This is a genomic window from Paenibacillus sp. FSL R10-2199 (assembly GCF_038000235.1).
In the GTDB taxonomy this organism is placed as follows: Bacteria; Bacillota; Bacilli; order Paenibacillales; family Paenibacillaceae; genus Paenibacillus_AQ; species Paenibacillus_AQ phytohabitans.
The window spans coordinates 3,154,178-3,179,606 of the sequence record NZ_JBBOBO010000001.1 but is presented as its reverse complement, the minus strand read 5'-3'; the positions used below and the strand labels follow the sequence as shown (position 1 = coordinate 3,179,606).

General features: G+C 41.7%; 23 protein-coding genes. 11 read left to right on the top strand and 12 right to left on the bottom strand.

Going from position 1 to position 25,429, the window contains the following annotated elements; translation table 11 throughout:
* Positions 1-20 precede the first annotated feature (20 nt).
* From NYE33_RS13840 to NYE33_RS13815, 6 genes are all read left to right on the top strand, one after another.
* A complete protein-coding gene (locus tag NYE33_RS13840; protein WP_052422017.1) occupies positions 21-596 on the top strand; it encodes a DUF6550 family protein in 576 nt (191 codons plus the stop codon).
* A 65-nt stretch (positions 597-661) separates the two neighbouring features.
* Positions 662-2,404 carry a hypothetical protein gene (locus NYE33_RS13835; protein WP_042139155.1) on the top strand — a complete coding sequence of 581 codons (1,743 nt, stop codon included), beginning with the start codon at positions 662-664 and terminating at the stop codon, positions 2,402-2,404.
* Positions 2,405-2,422: 18 nt separating this feature from the next.
* On the top strand, positions 2,423-3,103 hold the full coding sequence (locus NYE33_RS13830) for a hypothetical protein (protein ID WP_042139156.1): 681 nt from the start codon (positions 2,423-2,425) through the stop codon (positions 3,101-3,103).
* 3 nt (positions 3,104-3,106) lie between these two features.
* On the top strand, positions 3,107-3,928 hold the full coding sequence (locus tag NYE33_RS13825) for a C39 family peptidase (protein ID WP_042139157.1): 822 nt from the start codon (positions 3,107-3,109) through the stop codon (positions 3,926-3,928).
* A 16-nt stretch (positions 3,929-3,944) separates the two neighbouring features.
* A complete protein-coding gene (locus NYE33_RS13820; RefSeq protein WP_231575200.1) occupies positions 3,945-5,759 on the top strand; it encodes a VirB4 family type IV secretion system protein in 1,815 nt (604 codons plus the stop codon).
* A gap of 96 nt (positions 5,760-5,855) precedes the next feature.
* Positions 5,856-6,890: a hypothetical protein gene (locus NYE33_RS13815; protein WP_052422018.1), complete on the top strand. Its 1,035-nt coding sequence runs from the start codon at positions 5,856-5,858 to the stop codon at positions 6,888-6,890.
* A gap of 409 nt (positions 6,891-7,299) precedes the next feature.
* On the opposite strand, the gene NYE33_RS13810 is transcribed toward NYE33_RS13815, so the two are convergent.
* The 6 genes from NYE33_RS13810 to NYE33_RS13785 form a co-directional block, all read right to left on the bottom strand.
* A complete protein-coding gene (locus NYE33_RS13810; protein ID WP_042139159.1) occupies positions 7,300-8,859 on the bottom strand; it encodes an IS1182 family transposase in 1,560 nt (519 codons plus the stop codon).
* Positions 8,860-9,168: 309 nt separating this feature from the next.
* Positions 9,169-9,528 (bottom strand): type II toxin-antitoxin system RelE/ParE family toxin, encoded by a 360-nt coding sequence (locus NYE33_RS13805; RefSeq protein WP_042139160.1) that lies wholly within the window; start codon positions 9,526-9,528, stop codon positions 9,169-9,171.
* Positions 9,529-9,532: 4 nt separating this feature from the next.
* Positions 9,533-9,703 (bottom strand): hypothetical protein, encoded by a 171-nt coding sequence (locus NYE33_RS13800; protein ID WP_156118695.1) that lies wholly within the window; start codon positions 9,701-9,703, stop codon positions 9,533-9,535.
* A 344-nt stretch (positions 9,704-10,047) separates the two neighbouring features.
* Positions 10,048-10,823, bottom strand: a protein-coding gene (locus NYE33_RS13795) for an IS5 family transposase (protein ID WP_197074278.1) whose coding sequence is annotated in 2 segments (ribosomal slippage) — positions 10,048-10,493 and positions 10,493-10,823 — 777 coding nt in all. Because the reading frame shifts where the segments join, the coding sequence is not laid out codon by codon here.
* 129 nt (positions 10,824-10,952) lie between these two features.
* Positions 10,953-11,813 carry a hypothetical protein gene (locus NYE33_RS13790; RefSeq protein ID WP_042139163.1) on the bottom strand — a complete coding sequence of 287 codons (861 nt, stop codon included), beginning with the start codon at positions 11,811-11,813 and terminating at the stop codon, positions 10,953-10,955.
* A gap of 64 nt (positions 11,814-11,877) precedes the next feature.
* A complete protein-coding gene (locus tag NYE33_RS13785; protein WP_042139164.1) occupies positions 11,878-12,552 on the bottom strand; it encodes a hypothetical protein in 675 nt (224 codons plus the stop codon).
* A gap of 847 nt (positions 12,553-13,399) precedes the next feature.
* Here NYE33_RS13785 and NYE33_RS13780 point away from each other — a divergent pair.
* On the top strand, positions 13,400-13,744 hold the full coding sequence (locus tag NYE33_RS13780) for a helix-turn-helix domain-containing protein (RefSeq protein ID WP_197074279.1): 345 nt from the start codon (positions 13,400-13,402) through the stop codon (positions 13,742-13,744).
* Positions 13,741-14,271, top strand: coding sequence for an ImmA/IrrE family metallo-endopeptidase (locus tag NYE33_RS13775; protein WP_042139166.1), 531 nt, complete (start codon positions 13,741-13,743; stop codon positions 14,269-14,271). The genes NYE33_RS13780 and NYE33_RS13775 overlap by 4 nt, the downstream gene beginning before the upstream one ends.
* A 452-nt stretch (positions 14,272-14,723) precedes the next feature.
* Here NYE33_RS13775 and NYE33_RS13770 read toward each other — a convergent pair whose 3' ends face one another.
* On the bottom strand, positions 14,724-15,380 hold the full coding sequence (locus NYE33_RS13770; RefSeq protein ID WP_231575439.1) for an IS630 family transposase: 657 nt from the start codon (positions 15,378-15,380) through the stop codon (positions 14,724-14,726).
* 14 nt (positions 15,381-15,394) lie between these two features.
* Positions 15,395-15,853, bottom strand: a complete 459-nt coding sequence (locus tag NYE33_RS13765) for a helix-turn-helix domain-containing protein (protein WP_042139168.1) — start codon at positions 15,851-15,853, stop codon at positions 15,395-15,397.
* A gap of 129 nt (positions 15,854-15,982) precedes the next feature.
* On the opposite strand from NYE33_RS13765, the gene NYE33_RS13760 reads away from it, so the two are divergent.
* A protein-coding gene (locus NYE33_RS13760; protein ID WP_197074280.1) for an IS5 family transposase occupies positions 15,983-16,758 on the top strand; the annotation gives its coding sequence in 2 pieces (ribosomal slippage) (positions 15,983-16,310 and positions 16,310-16,758; 777 coding nt in all).
* Between the two features lie 108 nt (positions 16,759-16,866).
* Positions 16,867-17,595, top strand: coding sequence for a hypothetical protein (locus NYE33_RS13755; protein ID WP_156118697.1), 729 nt, complete (start codon positions 16,867-16,869; stop codon positions 17,593-17,595).
* Positions 17,596-18,106: 511 nt separating this feature from the next.
* Here NYE33_RS13755 and NYE33_RS13750 read toward each other — a convergent pair.
* Positions 18,107-19,645, bottom strand: coding sequence for a DUF5597 domain-containing protein (locus NYE33_RS13750; protein WP_042139172.1), 1,539 nt, complete (start codon positions 19,643-19,645; stop codon positions 18,107-18,109).
* A gap of 488 nt (positions 19,646-20,133) precedes the next feature.
* Here NYE33_RS13750 and NYE33_RS13745 point away from each other — a divergent pair, with 488 nt between their 5' ends.
* On the top strand, positions 20,134-20,493 hold the full coding sequence (locus NYE33_RS13745) for a hypothetical protein (RefSeq protein WP_042139173.1): 360 nt from the start codon (positions 20,134-20,136) through the stop codon (positions 20,491-20,493).
* Between the two features lie 399 nt (positions 20,494-20,892).
* On the opposite strand, the gene NYE33_RS13740 is transcribed toward NYE33_RS13745, so the two are convergent.
* From NYE33_RS13740 to NYE33_RS13730, 3 genes are read right to left on the bottom strand one after another with little or no spacing between them, the layout of a single operon-like run.
* Positions 20,893-21,654 (bottom strand): glucose 1-dehydrogenase, encoded by a 762-nt coding sequence (locus NYE33_RS13740; RefSeq protein WP_042139174.1) that lies wholly within the window; start codon positions 21,652-21,654, stop codon positions 20,893-20,895.
* Positions 21,655-21,669: 15 nt separating this feature from the next.
* Entirely contained in the window at positions 21,670-22,953 is a 1,284-nt protein-coding gene (locus tag NYE33_RS13735) for a glycoside hydrolase family 1 protein (protein ID WP_042139175.1), read from the bottom strand.
* A 14-nt stretch (positions 22,954-22,967) separates the two neighbouring features.
* Positions 22,968-25,385 (bottom strand): glycoside hydrolase family 2 TIM barrel-domain containing protein, encoded by a 2,418-nt coding sequence (locus tag NYE33_RS13730; protein ID WP_042139176.1) that lies wholly within the window; start codon positions 25,383-25,385, stop codon positions 22,968-22,970.
* Positions 25,386-25,429: the final 44 nt, after the last annotated feature.

Below are 25,429 nucleotides of genomic sequence, written 5' to 3'. Positions count from 1 at the left end.
GTTATAAGGAGTCGAGAACGATGAAGCGAAAGATATGGGCTTTTGCCGGAGGAATTGTGATTATTGGGCTTATAGTTACTTGGGCGGCATGGCCTCATCAAGACAGCAGTCAAATAACTGATCCGGCAAATACGATAACCGCATCAATTCCTTCTAAAATCAATGTTTCTGAAATAGAGCCAAGCCCTACTAACTCCCCCCAGAATCTAAGCCCAAGCCACTCCCCCATCTCTGTTGCCAAAATCACCCCTCAGCCTACTATATCTGAAACTCCCATACTTCAACCGGAAAAGGAAAGGAAGAACGTTGAAGTACCTATCACCCAACCTGCAAAAACACCTAAACCTACCCAGCCACCTAAGCCAAAGGTTAAGGTTTCTACAAAACCACAGTCTCCTGCTTCTACTCCAGCTTATGAGGAAAAGACAACTCAGCCTAATAAACAAAAAGATGAACCAAAGGCTGGAGCTAAAAATAATGATGGGAAGGTTTATGTTCCTGGCTTCGGATGGGTTGAAGACCAAGGGGGAGGAACTCAAGTTGTTGAAACCGGAAATGATGGTGATTTGAATAAGCAAGTTGGAGACATGGATTAATATCACAAACATGAGAAAAGACGCGGCGTGTTGCTGCGTCTTTTTTCTTTTGGGAGGCATTGGTTATGAGTCGATTTTTAAAATATATGTTTATACTATTACTTGCGATGACCATTTTCATGCCGTTTATTACAAATGCTGATGGTACTGGTGATGGGAATATTGACATTGGTGGTGGTGGTTTAGGTAGTGGTAGTGGGGAAAACTTTTGGAATACAAACGATGAAGGAGTCAGGGTGACTGTAATAAGATCAGCTGATCAGATGCCGGTATCTACCTCTATTGATTTTACAAATCGCACTCCTCCAAGCTCACTTATTCATTTCGGAAAAGTCAGTAAACTACAGTACAGCAAAGGGACAACTTTAAAACCGTCAACTTCCCCTTACACATATGTACAGCCCGGAGAACGTCTACCTTTCATTATTAAGTCGAGTAAAGCTGAACCGAGTTTAGAGCTCATCAAAAGATATTTTTGTTCAGAGTACATGGCAATTCGGATTGCGAACGCAACAAATATTGACTACGAGACTTTAATAAACGGTAACTACAAACTCCTTATTGAACCAATTGCTTATATCACCTTTCAAGGTGTAAAGATGGCGATGACTGCCCATGAGGCCGCTTTGTACGATCAAATTCTAAATGGCGGCTTACGTTCAAAAATGGTCAGTCTCACTCATCAAAATCTACCATTATCCATATTTTTAGAGACCTCCGACCTTGGCTTCCCCGCTTGGAATGGTTCTACCAGCAGTCGTGTCAGTAACGATCAAATTATTACTTTCCTTGGTTTGGGCATCGTCCGCTTTAATAACGCCCCTACTATCCCTTCCCCCAGTCAGACGAGCTACCAATACCGGACAGATACTGATGTGATTACCTCCGTACATCTTTCCACTGCTGCTGAAATCACACCGGATAATCCTGCACGAGTTACATTTGCGATTTTGGGCAGTACTTACACGGTAACGAACATCGTCATTCCGGAAGGCGATAGTCAGTTGGTTTGGATAAAATGGCACACACCTAGCAGTCCACAATCAGTCTCTATTCAGGTGAGTTCAACAAACGGCACACTAAGTGTCTCTTCTATAACAGCTACTATTGTCGATCTAAACCAGAATCCCCCGCTCAATCCTACTGCCACAGATCGTAACGATTCATTTCATCTCCCTCCAGTTCCTAACTATCCATCAAAAACTACTGCCTCCTGGGGAATCTGGTCGGCTAATTGGCATGAATACTGGGTCTGGATTTCTAACTGGCAATGGCACAGTACCGGAAAGGATACCGGCTATTGGATAGACTATGGATCTTGGAAAGATAGAGGCTGGTGGGAATATATCTGGACTAGCTATTTTGCTTCCCTCTCTGCTAATCAATCAGTCATCCCCGATACTAAATCACCATCTCTTTCCTCAAATAGGATGAAATCAGGATATGGCATCGAAATAACCACCCATAGCACTACCTCTTCTAATGCTCCTAGTAGTCACATCACCGGAGCCCAGCACGCTGTCACCTATTTCCCGGAGTTTTCTTATCGAACCTATTGGCGACTTCATGACTTCAAATCAGGTGGAGTGAACACCATTTTTTGGTTAAAGACCAATGAATACTCAACTTACCTAAGTCGAGTTCACTTTACACCGGTTTGGTTCCCTGATGGACCCTATATTCCAATTACACGCATTCTGGATGCCTGGACACCTGAAGGCATGTTGACTCTTCAACTGCAAGAATCGATTACGATCTCCGGGAACCTATTCTCTGATTGGCATATTGCACCGAAAAAAACAAAATAGAAAGTTGGTGCTGCATTTATGCTGCTGCCCATCATTGTGCTGCTCCTCTGCCTTCTTGGCGGAGGAGCTATTTTATTTCACCTCATGAAAAGTAAATCAAAATCAAAAATCACCACTGATCTTGCCATGCAAACAGCACAAGAATTCGTCCAAGTACAAGACATTCATGGGAACTTCCTTCATACACAAGACGGTTGGCTGATGAGCTATGTACGGATCTTCCCGATTAGCCTGGATTTATTGAGTTCCTCTGAAAAGCAGATGCTTATCAGCAAGCTAACAGCCGAATTATCCTCTTTCAACTATCCATTTAAGTTTCTTGCGGTAAGCCGCCCTGTAGATATTTCCCCTCTAATTTCAGAACTCAGTGCCTTACTCTCTACTGCAGACCCTAAGCAGAAAGAACTGCTCCGGCAAGAAATGCTGGAGATGAACACGCTCACTCTCTCAGGTGAAGTAGTTGAGCGACAATTTTATTTAATCCTCTGGCAGCGACAAAATGACGGAACTGAACGGGACCTCTTGGACAAAGCTAAACGGCTTGCTCAGCATTTTGAAGATGGCCAAGTGCAAACCCAACTTTTAAAACAGCAAGACATCGTTCAGTTATGCAACCTAGTTAACAATCCCTCCTACACCCACCTCGAAACGGCAGAACCTGAAAATGTGATTCCTTTTCTTGCGAAGTTGGAGGTGTAGAATTTGGACCCCTTCACTGCGAAGTTACTTTCCAAAATAGCCCTGAAAATCGCCTCCGACGAACAAGCTCGCAAACAGATGCTGATACTGATTTTAGCTCCGGCAGCCACCTTGTTAGTTCTCATCGCTATGGTTCTACAACTGCTTACCTCCCCCTTGGAGTCACTCAAAATATGGCTCTCGGCTGATGAAACTCCCATTGTAAATGAAATGCGTACCGATTATGGTTTCACCCAAATTCTACAAAATACCGACGAAGGATACGTGCAAAGTCAGGGACAGCAATATGATGGAGTAACGTTTAAGGATGGAAGTCGTGAAGTTGTCTACTACAACCAAATGGACTCCCGTTGGGCAGATAAACCCTATGGTCCCAGGGACACCATTGGCGTATCCGGTTGTGGTCCAACCTCCTTATCAATTGTCGTTTCTACCCTCACGAGTAAAAGGATCGATCCAGTCACTATGGCTAATTGGGCATATAACAATGGTTATTTGGCAGAAGGAACCGGTAGCTACCATAGCTTAATTCCTGATGGTGCTCAGCATTTTGGTTTAAATGTTCAAGGTGCTGCTCAAAAAGACCAGCAAACCATGATTAATGCCTTATCTAGTGGAAAACTGGTTGTTGCCATTATGGGTAAAGGTCACTTCACTTCTTCAGGGCATTTCATGGTCCTTCGAGGTGTCACCTCTGAAGGCAAGATTCTTGTCGCCGATCCAGCCAGTCGAAAGCGAAGTGAGCAAGAATGGGATTTCTCCATTATTTTGAACGAAGCTCGAAAGAATGCAGCAGCAGGTGGCCCCTTCTGGATCATAAGTTGAAAGGAGAACTGATATTTTGAAACCCACATCTCCATCTTTATCTGTGAATCCTTCGCTTCTAAACGCAATCACTCCTATGGGCTTGGAGTTTTCTCGTAACGGCCTTGTGATTGGTGAACAAACAGCTAAAATGTATGGAGTCATTCAGTATCCTCCCAAAGCCGATGTCGGTTGGCTCTCCACTCTAACCAATATGCCGTCTACCATGGTATCCATCGGTTTTCAACCTATAGATAATAGCGCCTTAATCTCAGCAATATCCAAATCCATTACACAAAATCGAAGCATGGCCGACAGTGCTAAAGATCCTCTCACCCGTCAACGAGCAGACAAGGCGGCTACCGATGGTGAGAACATTATGATGCAGATCGACCAAAATGGTGAAACGGTTGGTCTTATGAATGTAATGGTCATGCCATTTGCGGAAGATGATAAACAGTTCACTCGCGCATGTCGACGTATTGAAAATACTTTCAGTATGATGCGCTGCAAAATTCGAAACCTGGCCCATCTTCAAAAAGAGGGCTTTCGTCACCTATCCCCCATGTACCCGGCACAAGATCAAATTGGGGATATCCTAAATAAAATCATGCCAATGAGTACATTCGTTGGAGGCTTTCCCTTTGCAAGTTCTGGCTTCAACGACGGAACTGGTTATTATTTCGCCAAGGACGCTAGCGGCGGATTGGTTATCGTCGATACATGGAAACGCGGCGGCGACCGAACCAATTCAAACATCGTCATTATGGGCGTAGCCGGCGTAGGTAAATCTACAGCTGTAAAACATGTAGCACTTAGTGAATACATGAAGGGTACCAAAATTATTTTTATTGATCCAGAATCGGAATATAAAGAGCTTTGCCAAAGGCTAAATGGCGACTGGATTAACGCCGGCGGTGGATCTAATGGTAGAATCAATCCACTGCAAATTCGCCCCGCTCCACGCGATGAAGAGGATGAGCAATTTCCGCTTTATAAAGATGAAGGTCACGGTATGTCCGACATGGCGCTTCATCTTAAGAATCTGGAAATCTTCTTTAACCTCTACATCCCTGACCTGACCATGATGCAAAAAGCTGTCCTTAAGCAATGTTTGATTGAGTTGTATAATCAGTTTCTAATTACGTGGACCACAGATATTACGAAACTAGCCAGCACCGACTTCCCTACTTTTTCTGACCTCTACGCTCTGATTCATGGCAAGGAAAAGAAGCTTGGAGATGAAGTGTATAAAGAGTTGTCCCTACTATTGCATGATATTGCACATGGTGGGGACTCTTTTTTATGGAATGGTCACAGTACCATCCAAACCCATAGCCGCTGCATTTGCTTGGACACCCATACCCTACAGAATACATCTGAGAATATTAAGCGAACCCAATACTTTAACCTCTTATCCTGGTGCTGGGAGCAAATGTCTCAGGACCGGACTGAGCGCGTGCTGCTGATCTGTGATGAGTGTTATTTGATGATTGACCCTAACGTCCCGCAGAGCCTAGTATTCTTACGAAATGTAGAGAAACGCGCTCGAAAATATGAAGCCGGCCTTGCGATTATCTCTCATAGTATCGTGGACTTTCTAGCCCCTGAAGTCAAGATGTACGGGCAAGCGCTACTGGATATACCTTGTATCAAAATACTGATGGGGACAGACGGGAAGAATCTTCAAGAAACACGAGAGCTTTATAACTTAACAGATGCAGAGGAAGAACTTCTGGCCAGCAAGAAGCGTGAACATGCTTTGTTGATGATTGGTTCCAAGAGGTTGCATGTCCACTTTGATATCCCGGAATATAAATTTGCTTATATGGGAACAGCAGGAGGACGATGACTATGGACAAAAAGAAACAGCTTATTGAGCTTTTCTTCTATATGGGTCTAGTGGTCATTGGGATTATATTGTTATTCATGAAGGAAGGGTAAACTCATGATTCTGTATCTGACTAGTAGTAATAAAGTTAATCTGCTTGATTTTATTGAGGAAGAATTGGAACTGCCAGTAAAGAAGCTAATCGGGTCGTTTTCTCTCAATTCCTTTGTAGTCAAAGATATGCGGTTCTATAGTCATGTTCGCTATTTAGCAATTGACCGTGAAGCAATAAATGAGACTGACGAAGAAATGATGCAAGCACTTTTATCTTTTCAGATGATGTATGAAATGCGAATCATTGTGATTTCAGAAGGACTGCCAAAGAGCAGTCCTTTCTTAAAAGAGCTGATACAGGCAGATATTCAAAATGTGGTTACAGCCGAAACAATAGACATGATTCAAGATGAGCTTCGAGAGTGTTTTTCAGAAGTGGGAATGCATCGGGTTAATTCTGCGGGTGAGCCAAGCTCATTAGAGGTCATGCATCAAGCATCAGCATTGGGGGAAGTAACTCATTTCCATTTTAACTGTACTAATATTGTAATTGCCATAGCTGGATGTGACCGACGAGTAGGTGTCACCACCACGGCATTTAATCTAGTCTGCTGGATTAATGCTCATGGTGGGACTGCTTGTTACGTTGAGGAGAACAGTAATAACCATCTGGCTCATATCATTCAATTATTTAAGCCTGAAAAGTCTGGAAATGCGTATATCATGGAAGGTTCCGATTTCTACTTTACAAAAGAGTTAGATAGAGATTATAACTTCATAGTAGTTGACTGCGGAGTATTAAGAGAGAAGATAATTCAAGACGGCTTTATTAACTCTGACATTCGACTTCTTTGCAGTTCAGCGATGCCTTATGAAATAGTAGAATTCTACCGAACTATGGAACGCTGTAAAGATCTTTCAGTTAAAGCACTCGGAATATTTGTTTCTGAAAATATTAAACAGTATCTCTCCCAAACAATTAGTCAGGATATTATTTATTGCAACAGTACTCACGATCTATTTGATTCAAATGCAAATAGTGAAGTGTTTAAGAGATTACTCCCACGAAATATAGAGTTAAATAAAATAAGGTCATAATATTTCCTAGGAATTTTCAATTGAGTGCCAATGATACAACCATATCTATTGTGTTCTCTATTTATTGGAAGTTAAGAATAATAGCACAACCTTATTCACTTATTAAGTTATTACACTCTCTTGCTTTATAATAAATCAAAATCTCAAATACAGCCTAACTACCTATTTTACTCACAAAATAAACTTCAAATTTTCAGATTCTCTGTTTTAAATTATAAAATTAGACATAAAAACCATATTTTCCGCCGACAATAACTACTTCGGATTATTTAATTCACTGGGATACTTGTTCTTAACAAGAGTATAGTTCATAAAAAAGGGGCTGTCTCATAAGTAGATTTTCAAAAAAAGAAACGGCCCATATTTATTCAAGAGGCAGTACAAAGACAGCAAGGCCGCGATTCTCCTGTTATTGGAGAATCGCGGCCTTGCGTTTTTGGTCCACCGTGGCTTGCTTCAGCATATTATGGGCAAGCGAAAGCCAACCGACCTCAAGCGTCACTTTTTCCATGCCGCGAAGCAGAAAGCGCCGGAAGCCCCGGTTGTTCTTCAGTTGTCCAAATACGCTTTCCGGTTCCGTCATTCGGCGTACGGCTAGGGCATAACCTTCTTCGCTTCGCAGGATGTCCCGAGCCTGCTTTTGGTACCGCAGCCTCTCCAGACTGACAACCACTTCCCGATTTCCTGCTGCCTTGGTGCAGCGTTCCTTCAGCGGACAGTCTTCGCAGCTTTGTCTTCGGTAATGACGTTTGTGAATTTCATATCCGCTTTGTAGCGTCTCCTTGCTCTCTTTGCGGAAATGCAACGTTTCCCCAGCTGGGCACGTCCATGTATCCTTGGTTTCACTGTACGTCCAGTTCTCCACCTTTCCGATATTCTCTTTCCAAGCTTTACTCTTTTCTTTGTGGTAGCTGCCGTATTTCACGACCGCTTGAATCTCTTCCTTTTCCAGATAGGCGTAGTTTTCTTCACTGCCGTAACCTGCATCCGCAATTACCGCCCTAGGAAGTTTACCCAAGATCTTCTTTGCCTTTTCCATATGCGGCTGTAAACAACGGGTGTCCGTAGGTCTCGGGTGTAGACTGTATGCTAAAATAAACTGGTTTTCCGTTCCGATTTGTACATTGTAACCCGGTTTGAGTTGACCATTTCGCATGTGGTCTTCCTTCATCCGCATGAAAGTCGCATCCGGGTCGGTCTTACTAAAACTGTTCCGGTCGCCAAGTAGCCTCTGGTACTGTTCGTACTTCAGTAATCTGGGCAGCAAATCCTTCCGAAGCTTCCGAACGGCTTTTTTCAGAAGCTTGTCTTTAGGTTTGTCCAGGAGCTTAGACTCCAGCACCTGGGTCAGGGTTTCCAGCTTCTCACTGTTCATCTCACAAGATTCACCGAGTTCGGCGAGGTCCTTTCCCTGGAACTCCTGTTCTTCTTGGTGCTCCGCCGCTTCAATGTCAGCAAACAGAGTGTGTACCTTCTCCTGTAATTTCGCTTTGTGTTTGCTGACTGCCTTGCCCCAAACAAAGGTGTAGCGATTGGCATTCGCCTCGATCTTAGTGCCGTCCACAAAATAATGCTCCAGAGACACGTATTTTTCGTCAGCCAGAAACTGAAGCACGGCGGTAAATACCGTTTCGAGGACATTCCTCATTCGCTGGGAACGGAAGCGGTTAAGAGTGCGAAAGTCGGGTCGCTGCCGTCCGGCCAGCCACATGAAAGGAATATTCTCTCGCACGGCTTTGGCGATTTGACGAGACGAATAGATACGCTGAGTGTAGGCGTAAATGATGACTTTGGTGAGCATTTTAGGATGATAGCTGTCGCGGCCGCCGCCGGGATAAGCAGCGTCAAAGATGGAGTCGTCCAGCCGATTCACGGCTGTATTAACGACACGAGCGAGGTGGTTCGAAGGAATATCTTCTTCGAGATCCATTGGCAAGCAAAGTTGGTCCATGGTATATTGAATGTACAAAGAAACCTCTCCTTTGAAATGGTTGTGTGGTAACTCCATTTTACCAAAAGAGCGGTTTCTTTTTTGCGTTTTTTTGAAGAATGTATTCGTATCCCGCTTAAACAGCGGAGAGGACGGAACGATTGTGGAAAAGCGATAGCGTTCGCCTTGGTCTCCGGATTTTCACCGCAAAGGGGAATGAAAAAAATCTGGAGAGCACAGCGATTGGAACAACGGTCCGTTCGCGGAGCGTCCTCACCGAGCGCAAATGTCTATCCAACTCCAAAACAAGGGGCGTCCAGCCATTTCATGGCTTATGGGACACCCCCTTTAGTCTTTGCAGAAAGTATTAATTATATCAGATATTTCATTTGCAGTTATATTATCTTTATCTTTTTTAGAATAAATGGTCAAGAGATAAACATCTTGGTCATTCTTTACTACATAATAAACGATCCTGTATCCTGCACTTTTGCCAACTCTCATATCTGAATTCGCAGCTCTAACTTTATAAGAACTTTCATCTTCTGGTAATTTTAAATTTTGTATTTCATCACCAATAAAATTACCTTTTTTCAACTCCTGAATAATCTCATTAACATCTTCATCTATTTTCTTTGCTTTGCGTTTTTTCTTATAAAATTCTAAATCTTCTTCAAAAACAGGGGTAATAATAATATTAAACGACATATGCTCACTCTTTCTCTTTTTGTTCCTTTATATAATCATCCCATGTTTTTCTAGGTTGTTTGCCTTGACGAATTTGTTTCATATCTTCAAGAGACTTCTTTAAAGATTCGGCAGGAGTAGTAGGACGTTCTATAATTGCTTCCATTTTTTCTTCCTCCTTGTTGTCTTTACCCATTTAGACATTCACCTCCTACTTAAATCATAAATGATCTAGTATAAAGTTAATGTCAAAACGTACAATACAACTATTAAATATTTCTGTCGAATATAATAGGAATAAATCTAATAGATTGTGAGTATAATCCTAATGGTAGGAACTATGCATTTGTTTAGTTAAAGATGTCGATTTATGTTGGTATATTTATACTAACATAAAAAGAGCACTATTACCATATATAAGGATCTTATACACAACTAATATTAGGTAAAAGTGAATTTTATATGTTAATAGTTTAAATAACCTAAGCCGCAACTAAATTAGTTGTGGCTCAAGTTTACTAGGTCGTGTCTGAAAACTCTTCATTGAGTCAATTTGAAAATGGCAGCTACGTATACAAAAGCCAGGAATGACTTGGCCAACTTGTCGTAACGAGTAGCCACACGGCGAAAGTGTTTGATTTTATTGAAAAAGCACTCCACTAAGTGGCGTTCTTTGTAGCGGTACCAATCGACTTTCCATGGGTTTTGACTATTCGTTTTAGGCGGGATGGTGTAGGATGCCTGCTTAGCTGTAATCCAATTCCGAATCGCTTCTGAGCCATAAGCTTTGTCGCCAAGAATATGACTTCCTGTAATATCAAGCTTCTGAAGTAAAGCGATCGCTGGAACGGAATCGTAGACTTGACCACCCGTCAGAAGAAAAGCGAGGGGGTTTCCTAATCCATCGACGACGGTGTGAAGTTTGGTTGTCTTTCCGCCACGACTGACGCCGATGTGCTGATTCACTTCGTGTCCTGGGGCGTTTATTTAGCACCAGCACTATGTTGATGGGCTTTGACCGATGTAGAATCAATGCTCAAGTTTTCAAAGTCAGGTTCGACCTGAAGAGTTTGGAAGATCGCGACAAGCAGTCCGGTATCTCGCCACTTGCAGAAGCGACTGTAGACCGTTTTCCATGAACCATAGCGTTCCTCCGGTAGATCGCGCCAGGCAGCACCACTTCGAGCGATCCATAGAAAAGCGTTAAACATGGTTCTTTCACTTAATTTTGACGGACGTCCTGTTTTGTAGGGTGGAAACATGCCCTTAATTTGTTCCCACTGTTCATCGCTTATTTCGTACCGTCTTTGAATCATGCTTGACGCCCCATTCGTTTTCTCAAATCTTACCATGTTATTTAGTTTTCAGACACATCCTAGAAAACATTGAAAGACCGAATCTCCCTATCGCGTGATGTTTTTTGAAATGTTCATTTAAACTATTATTTATTGTTTGGTTTCAAATATATGTTCGAAAGTGGCTGTATTGTTCTCTATACCTTTTGATACCCACTTAAACAATAATCCAGAAGAAAGTAACAAAGAAACCGCACAGACTAAAGCAGTAATCGTTATGAGTCCCGCAGGTGTTGAAACAAATCTACTTGTTTTTCTAACAAAGAAAGCCGACACTCTTCCTCCCCTTGCTAAGTACTGATTAACAGCAAACATATGAATTAACAAATTCAGCAATAGCAAATTCGGAAATTGAATGAATACGAACCCTAATGCATAATAAGAAAATTCTAGGATTCCTTGCATACCCACTACACTTATAAACTCTGATATTGAACTAATCTGTGGCAATCCCGATAACTGACCACTCATAAGTTTCAAAGTAAAAAAATCTACTATTACTATTAAAAATGAGATTACTGTCCAATACTTGTTCAAATTATCGTATTGATTATCTAAGTAAAGCTTAATTGCAACTGTCACTGTACTTGCTAATCCCATAACAATAAAGCTTATAGTGTAATTCATTAAAACCACATGATATTTATAAAAGAAAAAAGCAGCTATCAAAGCAACAAAAAAGTAAATACCTAATGGAGTTTCATCGTCATTAGATTTGGAACTTGATTTACTTGTATTTGGGCTGTGATTAGAGGGGTAATGATTATGCGTGGTATTCATATTTTGAGTAATAATTTGTAATACTTGATTAATTCTCGTTCCATTATGGATATGAGGATCACTATTTTTGGGGGTGAATAATAATCCCAAAAATACACCAACAAAAGCAAAGACTATATCTTGGATAATTCCTGAAAAATGATTGACTATATAATCTGAAAGTGCAGACATGTTTTCCCTCCCTTTGCTATAAAAACAAATCCCCCACAAAAGTATGTGAGGGACTTATTTTCAACTAGCCTTGGATTCCTTCCGTATGGTTATAACGGATTGTGAAGAGAGGATCCAATTGGTAGGCAAACGTTACAGCTTTGCGATTAACATTAGGCATTTCATAGACAAGTTCCGTGATTTCAAGACCTTGCAAGTCACGCCCTTGCGTAGCTGTTGTATCAACCTCTACAAAGCGAGGGAGAACAACAGAAACTTCCACACGACTTCCATTAGGCATTCCAAGCCCATCAAAAGGCACACGAATCTGCAACTCATACGTGTTAGGAAGACCCTGAGTGGTGAATGGATAAATTTTATATTCATAAGTCAATTCGTATAGATTTACAGAGCCAGAAACGGGAACAAGTGTAGATTTTTTAAGGATTGAAAGAAGAAGAAGCTTGGCTGCATCTTCAAGAGTTCCGGCAGGGTTTCCATTAGCAGCTTCTTCTTGAATATCCTCGGTTCCTTGCAGCAGAGTACTCGCTTTAAAGGGAGTAACTTCAAGGTTTTGAAGACGAAGCAACTCCAAGATAGCTGGTGGTGCTGTCACACCACTCGGAACATAATATTCATCTGAAATCGGTTCATCAGTTTTAATGGTTGTCTTTACAAGAACCGTATCAAAAGCATTGCCATTGTAACGAGAAGTGCCATTAACAAAAATCATAACGTCTTGCAATTGAATGTTTGCCATGAGTGAAATCTCTCCTTTTGATTGAAAGAATTTCCACTTATCATAAGCAAGTCCGAATTATTGTTGAACCAATAAGTTCTTTATTATAGTATCCACAAATAACCATAATCACTCAAAAAAACATTGATTGATTATTACGTATACGCTATTATAAAGATACTAATTTGTTCATTTTCCACCTTAAGATGCGCTAACATCTTTTAGGTGCTTGGACTGAACCCCATGATAAGTGGTTGGTTCAAAACTCTTTTCTATTGAAGACTTCGTTGAGTCTTCTTTTTTTATTTCTCTTTTCTTACCCCTTTAAAAGGTTCAGGACTACTTGTTTTTTGGTCGAGTATGCGTCCAGTTGTTGTATCGCGTTTAGCCCAATTTCCATTAGGAGTTTGGAACTGACTGCGCTGCCGAACTTGTCCTACTCTCCCAGCACCAGGTTTGCCGTTTGTCGCCATATGTATCACCACCGCTCTCCGCTAAAGGCTGGGATATCTTGCCTAAATAAATACTAGCATATCCCCTTTTTCCATGTCAATACTATTTGATATGAATAGATAATAATGTTATCAACCCTTAACATTTACGGGTTTATAACCGATAAAAAGGGTGAATGAATAGTATTACACCACTATACATCTTTATTACTTAAATTTTTATTGATATAATATAAATATATTGACATTTCACTTTACTTTCGATTGTTTCATGGTTTGTGTCATTGACAAAACTTCGAGGTGAATAGATACTATAGATGAAACTATATTTTCTTTTACAGATTATAGTTTCTATAGATATATTAAAAACTCTCTTAAAAATAACTCAAAGGAAGCGATTAAAATGGGGAATAATTATGATGAACGAAGAATTAATTTATGGAGAAATAGGAAGAAGAATTCGTGAGGCAAGAGAAGAAAATAAGCTAACTCAAGAAGACCTAGGTAAATTAGTTAATTTAACAAGAACCTCTATTACAAACATTGAAAGAGGTAAGCAAAAGATTCCCATTGATAGTTTGTATTACTTTGCAAAAATTTTAAACGTCAATGTTTTTTCTTTGTTACCAAATGAAGGATTTCTCCTTAGTAATGTAGAACTACCTGGTAACGAAGAAGAATTACAACAATTTACTCCTGATGTTTTGAACTTCGCAAAAAAAGTATATGCTAATTCAAAGAAAGGTGAGGGAGAATCATGAGTGTTCGTACCGCTGAGAAACGTGCTGAAAAACTGTTGAGCGAGTATAGAGTCACTGCCCCTCCAATTAATGTAGAGTCTATTGCAGAAAAGCTAAGTATTGATATTCAGTATGAGCCTTTTGATGGTCAATTATCTGGAGTTTTAATTAGAGACAAAGATACTGAAACCTACGTAATTGGAGTAAATAAGAAGCATCCTATAAACAGACAAAGATTCACTATCGCTCATGAAATTGGTCACTTTTTATTGCACGGAGGACATAATACTCACATCGATACAGCTATAACAGTAAATTTCAGAAATTCACAATCATCTAATGGAACACGCAATGAAGAGATTGAGGCAAATGCATTTGCAGCCTCTTTATTAATGCCTGAAGAAATTTTAGAAGAATATATTGAAGAACACTTTGATGGTTATATTGATTATAATGATGACAAGCAAGTCCAAACTATTGCGGAAGATTTTGGTGTTAGCACACAGGCTTTAATGATTAGATTAGGAAAACTCAATTGGTTTGAATAATAATTAAAGAGAGAAGAACTATCAAAATTTAAAAATTGATGGTTCTTTTTTAATTTTTATAGACATTTTTTAGTGAATCTATGAATTGTCAGTGTATTGATACCAATATTTAAGATATCCTGTAATTTTTTTCTTTTTCCAGTGAATAAATCAAAAAAATTTTCTCCCATTGATTCTTTACTCTTACAGCTTCGTATCAATTCATCATATTCAATTATACTTTCATATCAATCCTAAATTCGATTAGTTGATTATTTACCATGAATACTCAAGTTTTCGCCTATCGCCTTGACAATGGAACACTTACAAAAAAGCTTCAGTTTATGGGGGACTATGGAGTAGAAATAGACAACAGAGGACGCCTCCATCAATAGTGGAAGAGCTACAAAAGTGAAGATGATTGGGATTTAGCAGAAGGGGTTTTCACCTGGAATACTAGTACCTTGACCGCATCAAATTTCAGGATACAAATGTTTCAATTTCCCTCTGGCCATTGGAGTGGTGAAGTGCCACTCCACGGATTTTTGTGCCTGATTCCGGTCGATTTCCCATGCCGTGATTTCGCGTTGCAATTGTTCAATAGAGCCAATGCGCCGATCCAGACATTGGATCGTCATCGAGCTCAGTTCAATTTCGGCCATGTTTAACCAGCTCCCATGCTTGGGAGTGTAGTGGATTTCTAGGCGTTTCGCTAAAGTTAAGGCCTGTTCTGGCGGAAAGGCTTCATACAACGAAGAGATCGTGTGCGTGTTCAAGTTGTCCATCACGAGCCGAACACGTTTCGCGTCTGGATAGTGAGCGTCCAGTAATTCCTGGATTTGAAGTGCCCAATCGACTTTGGTTCGTCTTTCGCTGGCCTGTACGTGACGCCATCCGGCTAACGGCTCCGTAAACAAAAACACACTACAGCTCCCCTTTCGCACGTATTCATAATCTTCGCGCTGCACTTGCCCAGGTTTAATCGGCTCGGATGGACGAGAATCGTCCAGAAGCTGAATCGGCTGTTCGTCCATACAGATCAGCGGAATTTCAGGATCGTAAGGCAAGGCATAGGTCTCCAAAACATCCTCCATTCGAGCAACAAATTCGGCGCTCGATTTCGGAGGAATGCACCATTGTTTCTTTAAGTGAGGCTTAAGTTTCGTTTTTTTAAAGTAGCTCGAATGGTCTCTCGTCCCACCGATTCCATGATATTTAGTTCGATGACTCGGTGCGTCAACAGACGAACGGTCCAGCGAGCATAGCCTTCAGGTGGCTCAGAACAGGCCAATGCTATGATTCTGGCCTCAAGTTCTCCTGTAATGATCGCAGGACTCCCTGGCTCCTGCCGCTTTTGATAACTCAGGGTAGCCTCCAAGCCGCGGGTACAATAACTTTTCACGGTATGGTGGATCGTAACGTCACTGACACCTACTCGCTGAGCAATCTCCATCTGCTTGGGAATGGCTCCTTGACTTTCATCGACCAACATGAGGATGAGACAGCGATTTCGTATTCCCCGAGAAGTCTCCTTCGTATGAAGTAGCTGCTGGATCCGTTCGCGTTCTTCGTCGTTCAGTTCAACTACATATTTTTTGTTCATTGGTAAGCCCCCCCATTTTGACTCTATATGGAGAGCTTAAAGGTAAAATTATCCTTGGTCAAGGTACTAGGATGTGTCTGAAAACTAAAAAACATGGTAAGATTTGAGAAAACGAATGGGGCGTCAAGCATGATTCAAAGACGGTACGAAATAAGCGATGAACAGTGGGAACAAATTAAGGGCATGTTTCCACCCTACAAAACAGGACGTCCGTCAAAATTAAGTGAAAGAACCATGTTTAACGCTTTTCTATGGATCGCTCGAAGTGGTGCTGCCTGGCGCGATCTACCGGAGGAACGCTATGGTTCATGGAAAACGGTCTACAGTCGCTTCTGCAAGTGGCGAGATACCGGACTGCTTGTCGCGATCTTCCAAACTCTTCAGGTCGAACCTGACTTTGAAAACTTGAGCATTGATTCTACATCGGTCAAAGCCCATCAACATAGTGCCGGTGCTAAAAAAACGCCCCAGGACACGAAGTGAATCAGCACATCGGCGTCAGTCGTGGTGGTAAGACAACCAAACTTCATACCGTCGTCGATGGATTAGGAACCCCCCTCGCTTTTCTTCTGACGGGTGGTCAAGTCTACGATTCCGTTCCAGCGATCGATTTACTTCAGAAGCTTGATATTACAGGAAGTCATATTCTTGGCGACAAAGCTTATGGCTCAGAAGTGATTCGGAATTGGATTACCGCTAAGCAGGCATCCTACACCATCCCGCCTAAAATGAATAGTCAAAACCCATGGAAAGTCGATTGGTATCGCTACAAAGAACGCCACTTAGTGGAGTGCTTTTTCAATAAAATCAAACACTTTCGCCGTGTGGCTACTCGTTACGACAAGTTGGCCAAGTCATTCCTGACTTTTGTATACGTAGCTGCCATTTTCAAATTGACTCAATGAAGAGTTTTCAGACACGACCTAAGTATTTCAGGTAAGCCAAATCCAAGATACTTTAAAAAGGATGATTATAGGCACTACCTTTATTTCCAAAAATATTATGTTTCAAGAATGTCTGAGTTGATTTTAGCGCAATCAAAAGAAGTATTAATAAAGATGTTTGAGCGTTTAATGTGTTTTTGTGACCATCTTTATTTTGATGAACTTCAAGATTTCATGGGTAAAGATTTTGAACTTTTAAAGCATTTTATTAGTGAACCTAATTTAGACGTTTTCGCTGTTGGTGATTTTCATCAGCATTCGGTTAGCAAGTCAGATTTTACAGCAAGTAAACCATATTTAAAAAATGGTAAGATATATTTGTCTAAAAATGAATACAAACTCTTGTTCAAAGGAAAGGCAACTATCGATGAAACAACATTGCTTAAAAGCAGACGTGTACCAGCAATAATATGCACATTTATTAATAGTAAACTTGGTATTTACATTGAATCAGCGAGTCCAGTTCAAGGACATTACGAGTTATTAGAGGATGAACAAAAAATAATTCATACATTAGAGGATTCTGATACTGTAAAGTTATTTTATAACAACAGTACCATGTACACTTGTTCACCAACAATAAATTTGGGGTATTCCAAAGGTGATACATACAAAAAAAGCTGCATTATTCTTACAAAAACCTTTGACTCCTTATTTGATGCAAACTTCTCATGTACCCACTTATCACCATCTCAAATAAATCCTCTATATGTAGCTATGACCAGAGCTACACATGAACTGTTTTTCATTAAAGAGAAAGACTTCAAAAAAATAAAAAGTAAGTACACTGGTTGTTGAAACCAGTGTACTTACTGAAGCCTTTCAATAAATTGATTAAAGATCATAAGTGACATCGTATTACGATGTCAAAAAAATAAACCACTCACGATCGATTCCGATTCGAATTGGTTTATTTTTACGTTATATATTTAAATTGTAGTTTCCGATTGATCACACGTAAAACAACACATTCAATATTTAGCGGAACATCCGCTAGTCCCAATTTTTTTGATATATTCCCTGGCTATTCTATAGCTTCTTTTCCTGCGGATACTTTCTTTCTACCCGTCAAGAAGGATCTTTGCATCACATCCGTAATTCGTACAGGTACCGAACACCTTGTCCTCTTCTACGAAGGCGACTTTTTCCCCAGCATGAGCTAATGTCATGATTTTATATCTGTTTCATTAACCAATTCTGTTTGCCTATCATTTTCATGCTCCCCGCAAAAAACCTTCAGGAAAGTATAACATGTTACTTTATCCCCTCCCTTTCTAGGACTACTAATTTCGCTCAAGTTCATTCCAAGTTATTGATATTGATACATTTCCACGCACAATGCTGCAGGATTGCTTCCGATTTTCAGCTTATATGCGGCTTCGTCACCATTAAGAACGCGTCCACGAATCCATTCATTTTGTACGAACTTTCCTTGCTCGATTCTTATATAGCTCACCTTACTCGAATCTCCGCGTTTCGGTAAAAACTCCACAGAAAATCCGATCCCGGCCAAAATAAATTCATGGTCGGATACTTCAATAACCAGTCCACCTGATACAGGATGCCCTTCCTTTAGACGATTGTAGGTTACTTTAATATCATATTTAGAGAAGGATAAAAGACTTCCCATATCATTATATTGAAGAAATCCAGTCATTTTCCCAGTTCCCCGATACTTTTGAAGAACTCCCGTCATATTTCCTAACAGCTCATAACTGCGTGCAAGATAAGGCCCCGTTCCATTTCGTTTAAAAGCGGCTAAATCAATATTAAGATCCATCATGATAGCCATATCAATTTCCTCTTCCGAAGGCGGTGCAAGCATATCTTCTATACCGAAAGGAGCAAAGCAAAGGGCATTATGCTTTCCGATCGCATAAAAAACATTCGTTGCTGAAGAGATATCCCGTCTTGCTTCCGGTATAAAAAGGGGGTTTTCGTTATTTGCTGTATATTCCGCACAAATTTCTGCGAAGTTGTTCACATATATATCTGGCGCATATAGACAAATGGTCGGTGCGATAGCCCTCCACAACGTCATTACCTTTGCAATGGGTCCTCCGCTTGGATATGTCCCAGGCCTCCAAGGGAATTGTTCCAACCATGAATTTACAAATAGCGGTAATGGGAATACCTCGGAGCCTGCACTTGCTATTTGTTCGATCGCGTGGGCGTAATGATACGCCATAAAGTATTCCGCAGCATCTTCTGCAAACGCTTCCTCCCATGTTCCGCTTACTCCGTAAATGGCTTCAAGCTCTGTGGGAATCCGGCCATTAAATTCAGCATTCGCATGCTCAGAGTAATCCCGGTCGCTTCCAAGCAAGCCCATTTCATTCTCCACCTGTACCATGATTACTGTATGCTGATCTCCGTCTATCTTTTTTAGGTGACTCATAAGTTGCTTGAACGCATTAGCATCAGCTTCAACCGCTTCTTTGCACAATGGTGAGATAGTGGTTGAAGATTCATTATTTTGATTCACAGCACGGAAGTATGTCTTAAAATCTTTTTTCACCCAGCCAGGAGCATAACTGGAAAGTCCATTTTTCCATAAACCAAACCATAATAACACTAATCGCAAATTTTCTTCCCGTGCTTGTTCAATGATTCCATCCACCAACTGAAAATCAAATTCTCCCTTTTTAGGCTCAATCAATTCCCATGAAACCGGCAAGATTACCGTGTTAAGATTGAGTTCCCGCAGATATGGCCATACTTTTTCCTTCATGTAGTTTAGATCAGAGGAACTGGAATTATGAATTTCACCTGCCAAAGCAGTGTAGGGTTTACCGTCTACATAAAGGGTAAAGACCCCGTCTTCTTTGATTAATTTGGGCAGTGTCATTGTATTTTCTCTCCTTTTAAGAATAATTTAAAAAAATATTTTTAACGACTCTGAAAATACTAGGTCTATCTGACTGGAATATTAATTGTTATGGGGGTGCATCCTTCTGCGGATACTGTTACTGTAATGACTCCTGCTTCTTTTTTAGAACGGACAACCGCGAGTACTTTCCTTTTTATCAGAGCTTACAGCTTTCGGGTCTCTCTCCTTCGTAATCATTACATCATGCGGTCAAGTTACCGGTTGTGATATTCCAGGACGCATGTTGGTGAAGCTTTTATGAGGTCCCACATTCCAGTCATTTTGAAAGTCAATCTAATCATCTTCATCATCCTTTCTTTACTACAAATAAACTACAATGCTAAAACATTCATATTCGAATAGAAAACTAGAATATATTTATTCTACACATTATGAAGACTCTGACGGTATACATATGACGACTGAATAGATATCCTTTTCCGACTTGATCACATCCAGCATCAGCGGTGTGGGTTCCAGACTATGAAGGATGGCTGAAAATTGCGGATGGTCTGTATGCGAGCGAATGTGTTATAGATGCTATTGGACCAGAGCCGCAAATTTATAAAGACTATCGTGCATCCATGAGGTACCAGCGTGATGCCTTTGATATGGACATGGGACCGATTGAAAACTGTGTAGTTGAAGGCAATACAGTTGCATTAGACTACAGAATGTACATGACTCCTAAAATAGATATGGACAAAATGAAAAAGGGGCATACAATCGTCCTTAAAGTTACAGGATTCAACAAATTCGACAATATTGAAAATTATGACATACCCATGGTAATGCATTTGAAATTAATTGCAACTGCTTTAGAGTAATCAATGAAAAAAGTTAGAGATCGTTGATACCCAAATTCATATTGGACCTGGTGGAATTAATGAAACACTCGCAGCCATGGATGCGATGGGAATACAAACCGTTGTAATTGATGAATATTGGTTAAAGGATTATTTGCTTAACAGGAACCAGCTTTGTGTTAGATGGAGTGGAACCGGTAGTTATGGCTACCGGTTCCACATCCTTGGATAATCTTAGCGGCATATTGGAATAGAAGGATGTATCTTTCCACATCATCAAAGATGCCTTGCATCCACGTAAAGCGCTAGAGGCCATCTATGAGGGTGTACAGGTCGGGCAAATGTTTTAAGACGCATCCTGCAGCTATGGAGCTATAGTAAAATCCACAATCCTATTGGGTTATGGATTTGTTGGATATATTAATAGGCCGTCCAGCCGCCGTCCGCTGCAATCACGGCACCATTAACAAAACGGGAATCCTCAGAAGCAAGGAAAAGGGCGACGGTTGCAATCTCAATCGGTTCCACTGGCTCGTAACGCTGAGTTCCGGCACCTTCCCTGAACGTCTGCATACCTTCCTTGTCGATGTTTCCCAAAGAGTTGGCTATTGGGGTCCGGACACCTCCGGGTGCAATGGCATTACAGCGGATCCCGGACTTGGCGTACATATAACCCACATTCTTGGTCAGGCCTACCAGGCCATGCTTGGCAGAAGTATAGGCTACGCCTCCCTTGCCCCCAGAAACACCTGCGGTTGAAGCGATATTGACGATCACACCTGTACCTTTCTCAAGCATGAGCGGAATCGCAGCGCGTGTAGTTCGCATCGGGCCGGTCAAGTTAACCGCCAGTACCCGATCCCACAAGTCATCCTGTAAGGAATCAATTAGTCTGAAGCCATCCATAATACCGGCATTGTTCACGAGAATGTCTACGCTTCCGAATGTATCCACGGCCTTGGCGACCATCGCTTGGACATCTTCTTCCTTCGTCACATTGGCAACTACACCTAGGGCTGTTCCTCCCGCCAGATTGATGCCTTCCACCACCTCAGTGATAGAATTCCCATTAAGATCCGCAACCACAACCTTGGCTCCTTCTTTTGCATAGAGCTCTGCTATAGCTCTCCCTACCCCTGATGCCGCACCTGTAACAATCGCTACTTTATCTTGTAATTTCATTATAAATTTCCCCTTTCATACTGGATTAATAGTATTAGTTCGGGCAATCTTTCCAAGATGATAAGCGCTAGGCTTAGGAGTACGCTCCTGTGTCTGACGGTCTACTTCAATTAACCCGAATCGCTTGGAGAATCCAAGCTGCCATTCGAAATTATCGAGTAGTGACCAATGCAAGTACCCCTTAACTGGAATCCCGTCAGCTATACATGCAGCTACCCCCTTTAAAGCTCGATCAATAAAAGCGACACGACGTGTATCGTCATCCGTAGCAACGCCATTTTCCGTTACGATAATAGGCTTGTTCAGATGTTTCGAAGCACATCGAATTACATTTTCTAGAGCTTCGGGGTAGAATTCGTAACCCATCTGGGTACGCTCTCTATCAGCCGGAACAGGGATAAGACCATCCGGGCCGTAGATCTCGCGCGAATAGTTCTGTAAACCCAAGAAATCATCGTCCTCCATGTAAGGAAGGAACTGAAGAAATTCCTCATGTAATTCATGAGCAGCCTGTTCTTCACCACCAGGGATTGACTGAAAATCAAAGAGCGACATGCTTAATCCGATTTTAGTCTTTGGACTAACCTGCCGGATTGCAGCCCTTGCCTCCACATGCGACTGGAAGATGATGTGCAAGCCTTTTTTGGAGCGTGGTGACAGGAAGGTATGAACCTCCTGAGGCGGTATGCCAAATGCTTTGGACAATTCAGCATAGTAGCCCTGCATTTGTTCTTGAAAATCGGTGTTCATGCCAACTTGTGCTGCTGCAGATCCACCCTGCTGAAACTGCTTCATGACTTTCGCAATTCCAATAGGAGTGTTTGCCTCATTAATTGTACATACATAAGGAATTTGATCCCCTAATTGGCTCATGACATGAGCACAATAACGTGCAAATCTTGCTGGCGTGCCTTCAGATTCCCAGCCTCCGGCGCGAATAAGCCATTGCGGGGAGGTGAAATGATGCAGCGTTACGATCGGTGTTATATTCAAGTTGCTGCAAGTTCTCAATACATCCCGGTAATGATCCATGGCTGCTTCGTCGAAGCGTCCTTCCTCCGGTTCAATCCGGGCCCACTCGATGGAGAAGCGATACGAGTTGAGGCCAAGTGCGGCTAAACGCTCAATATCCTCTCTGTAGAGTCGGTAATGATCTACTGCGACTCCTGATTTCTCCTTATACCTCGTACCTTTCAGGTTTTCCATTACCCAACTATCGCAATTTGTGTTATTACCTTCTACTTGGTGGGCAGCTGTTGAAGCCCCCCACAAAAATTTGTCAGGGAATTGATATTGCATGTTAATATTCCTCCTTATTTACAAGCTTGAATGTTAGCTGTCTTTGTCGCACAGCCTTCTGCCTCAACCGTCACTTCAATGCTTCCGGCCTCTGCAGGACGAATGACAGCCAATACTCTCCCGTCGTAAGTATAGTGAGTAGAATTGACATAGCTTTCTTCATTTTTGGGGTTTGCGCTCCCCAGACCTTGAAGGATCCCCGCGCCACTTACGGTGACGGATACCCTCCGGTCGGCAAGAGGCTTCAGTATTCCTTTATCATCCACGAGAGATATTGTAACAAAAGCCAGTTCGTTGTCATCCGCCTTAATTTGCGTACGGTCAATCTCAAGCTGGACATTCACTTCGCTTTCAGCAGAAACCAGGGTCATACGGCCGATTTCCTTTCCATCCGTATAGGCGATCGCCAACACCTCACCATGTTGATATACGGTATCAAACTCTGCTTTAAAGTCATGCGCTTCACCGGCAGCTGCTTTACCCACTGATTTTCCATTGATCAACAGTTCAACTTCCGGTGCATCAGAGTATACCTCTACCTTAACAGGCTTACCCTCGAAGCCCTCCCAGCTCCAACTGGAAATGGCGTCACTCCAGCTCCAAGGCATCATTGTAGGCTGCTCACCATAATGTGCAGGACGCTGAACGGCAATATATGGTTCTTTGCGCAATCCGAAAACAATTTCACGATAATAAGAAACGGGAAGACGATGACCTGTTATGTCAATATCGCCACAATGCGCGGTCAGCCAAGGATAAGCTCCAGAGGCCCCATGCCCCCGGCTGCCCTCACCATATTCAACCCTGCCAAGACCTGACTCCCCTAGGTAATCCCAACCCGTCCAAGTGAAATCACCAATGACATGTCCATTTTCTTTTACTAGCTTCCAGTTATTAGCGATATCTTTAGGGAAGGTTTCACTGCCGCAGATTACCCGGTTCGGAAAGAATTCTTTATCAGGTACATAGCAATTGTCAGCATAGTTATATCCTGCGATATCCACCGCCGCAAACGATTCAGCTGTTGCATTCTTTACAAATTCCAAGCCTTGAACATATTTAATCATGTCGCCAGCATTGGCCATAGCTGTGTTGACATCCCCTGATGGTTTGTTGCTCATGATATCCTTCAATTTATCCATAACGGAAACAAAGCCATTAATAGAGTTAGTTACATATCTTGTGCTATCCATACTACGAATCTTCTCTGCAAGCTTTCTGCCCCATGCAGCACCATTGGCACTCCCGGTATCTTTAATCTCATTTCCAATGGAATACATGATGACACTCGGATGGTTAAAATCCTTTTTCACCATAGACTCGATATCCCGTTCCCACCATACAGGGAAATTCAAGGCATAATCGAAATCTGATTTCGTGTTAGTCCATGTATCGAAGCTTTCATCCATGACCAGCATTCCCAGACGGTCACATGCATCCAGCATGGCCTTACTCAAAGGCTGATGCGAGCTTCGAATGGCATTAAATCCGGCTTCTTTCAAAATTTCAATACGGCGTTCTTCGGCACGATCAATCGTGGCTGCTCCAATGACACCATTGTCATGATGGATACAAGCTCCACGGAGCTTTACAACCTCTCCATTGATGGATAGACCCTGATCAGCATTTAAAGAGAGGGAGCGGATTCCAAAAGAACTAATCTCCTCATCCAGAACTTTCTCCCCATCCATCAATCTGCTCTTACAGGTGTAAAGATACGGCGACTCGACACTCCACAGCTTTGGCAACCTAACAGTTAGCCGCTGGCGCATAGTTGTAACTTCTCCCACAAAAACACTTAATGGAGAATGATCAAGAGCTACCATGTTGCCTTCAGCATCCAGGATTTCTGTGGATACTCGGGTCGTCTGAGGATTCACGCCTTCATTCTCCACAAACGTTGCCACGTTCAAAGTTGCATACTCGCTGGAAATCTCAGGCGTTGTAATTTGAAGGCCATCCACTTGGAAATGTACCAGATTCGCAACCATCATTTTTGTATTACGATAGATTCCTGTTCCTGTATACCATCGTGAATCATCACTGCTCTTGGTAACGACTTTAATCTCATTGTCTTCACCATATTTCAAGAATCGATCTGCTCTGATATAGAAGTTGGAATACCCATAAGGATGCTGCCCTGCAAAATCCCCATTGATGTAGACCATCGCATTCATATATACGCCCTCGAATTCAAAGGTGACTCTCTTGTCCTTATACGTCTCAGGTATATAAAATTTCTTCACATAATCATAAGTTCCATCAGGAAAATATCCTTTTTTGCCCCCGCTTACGGCAGTCGCACTTCTCAACTTAGAGATCATAGTATCATGAGGCAACGTAACCTGCTCCGGAAGTTGATCTGGAGCCATATTAAAGAAGCCACTGTTAGGCCCAACGGTCCAGCCCTCATTGAAAGAAATTTTAATCATCCTTTTCCCACACCTCTCATAATTTCAAACCGCATAAGTAGTTA

Excerpts from the sequence above, each read along its gene's own strand:
- NYE33_RS13780 (WP_197074279.1), top strand. The coding sequence starts at position 13,400 with ATGATGAACGAAGAATTAATTTATGGAGAAATAGGAAGAAGAATTCGT.
- NYE33_RS13800 (WP_156118695.1), bottom strand. The coding sequence starts at position 9,703 with ATGGGTAAAGACAACAAGGAGGAAGAAAAAATGGAAGCAATTATAGAA.
- NYE33_RS13790 (WP_042139163.1), bottom strand. The coding sequence starts at position 11,813 with ATGTCTGCACTTTCAGATTATATAGTCAATCATTTTTCAGGAATTATC.
- NYE33_RS13815 (WP_052422018.1), top strand. The coding sequence starts at position 5,856 with ATGATTCTGTATCTGACTAGTAGTAATAAAGTTAATCTGCTTGATTTT.
- NYE33_RS13840 (WP_052422017.1), top strand. The coding sequence starts at position 21 with ATGAAGCGAAAGATATGGGCTTTTGCCGGAGGAATTGTGATTATTGGG.
- NYE33_RS13830 (WP_042139156.1), top strand. The coding sequence starts at position 2,423 with ATGCTGCTGCCCATCATTGTGCTGCTCCTCTGCCTTCTTGGCGGAGGA.
- NYE33_RS13730 (WP_042139176.1), bottom strand. The coding sequence starts at position 25,385 with ATGATTAAAATTTCTTTCAATGAGGGCTGGACCGTTGGGCCTAACAGT.
- NYE33_RS13835 (WP_042139155.1), top strand. The coding sequence starts at position 662 with ATGAGTCGATTTTTAAAATATATGTTTATACTATTACTTGCGATGACC.
- NYE33_RS13765 (WP_042139168.1), bottom strand. The coding sequence starts at position 15,853 with ATGAACAAAAAATATGTAGTTGAACTGAACGACGAAGAACGCGAACGG.
- NYE33_RS13775 (WP_042139166.1), top strand. The coding sequence starts at position 13,741 with ATGAGTGTTCGTACCGCTGAGAAACGTGCTGAAAAACTGTTGAGCGAG.
- NYE33_RS13785 (WP_042139164.1), bottom strand. The coding sequence starts at position 12,552 with ATGGCAAACATTCAATTGCAAGACGTTATGATTTTTGTTAATGGCACT.
- NYE33_RS13755 (WP_156118697.1), top strand. The coding sequence starts at position 16,867 with ATGTCTGAGTTGATTTTAGCGCAATCAAAAGAAGTATTAATAAAGATG.
- NYE33_RS13735 (WP_042139175.1), bottom strand. The coding sequence starts at position 22,953 with ATGCAATATCAATTCCCTGACAAATTTTTGTGGGGGGCTTCAACAGCT.
- NYE33_RS13805 (WP_042139160.1), bottom strand. The coding sequence starts at position 9,528 with ATGTCGTTTAATATTATTATTACCCCTGTTTTTGAAGAAGATTTAGAA.
- NYE33_RS13740 (WP_042139174.1), bottom strand. The coding sequence starts at position 21,654 with ATGAAATTACAAGATAAAGTAGCGATTGTTACAGGTGCGGCATCAGGG.
- NYE33_RS13750 (WP_042139172.1), bottom strand. The coding sequence starts at position 19,645 with ATGACACTGCCCAAATTAATCAAAGAAGACGGGGTCTTTACCCTTTAT.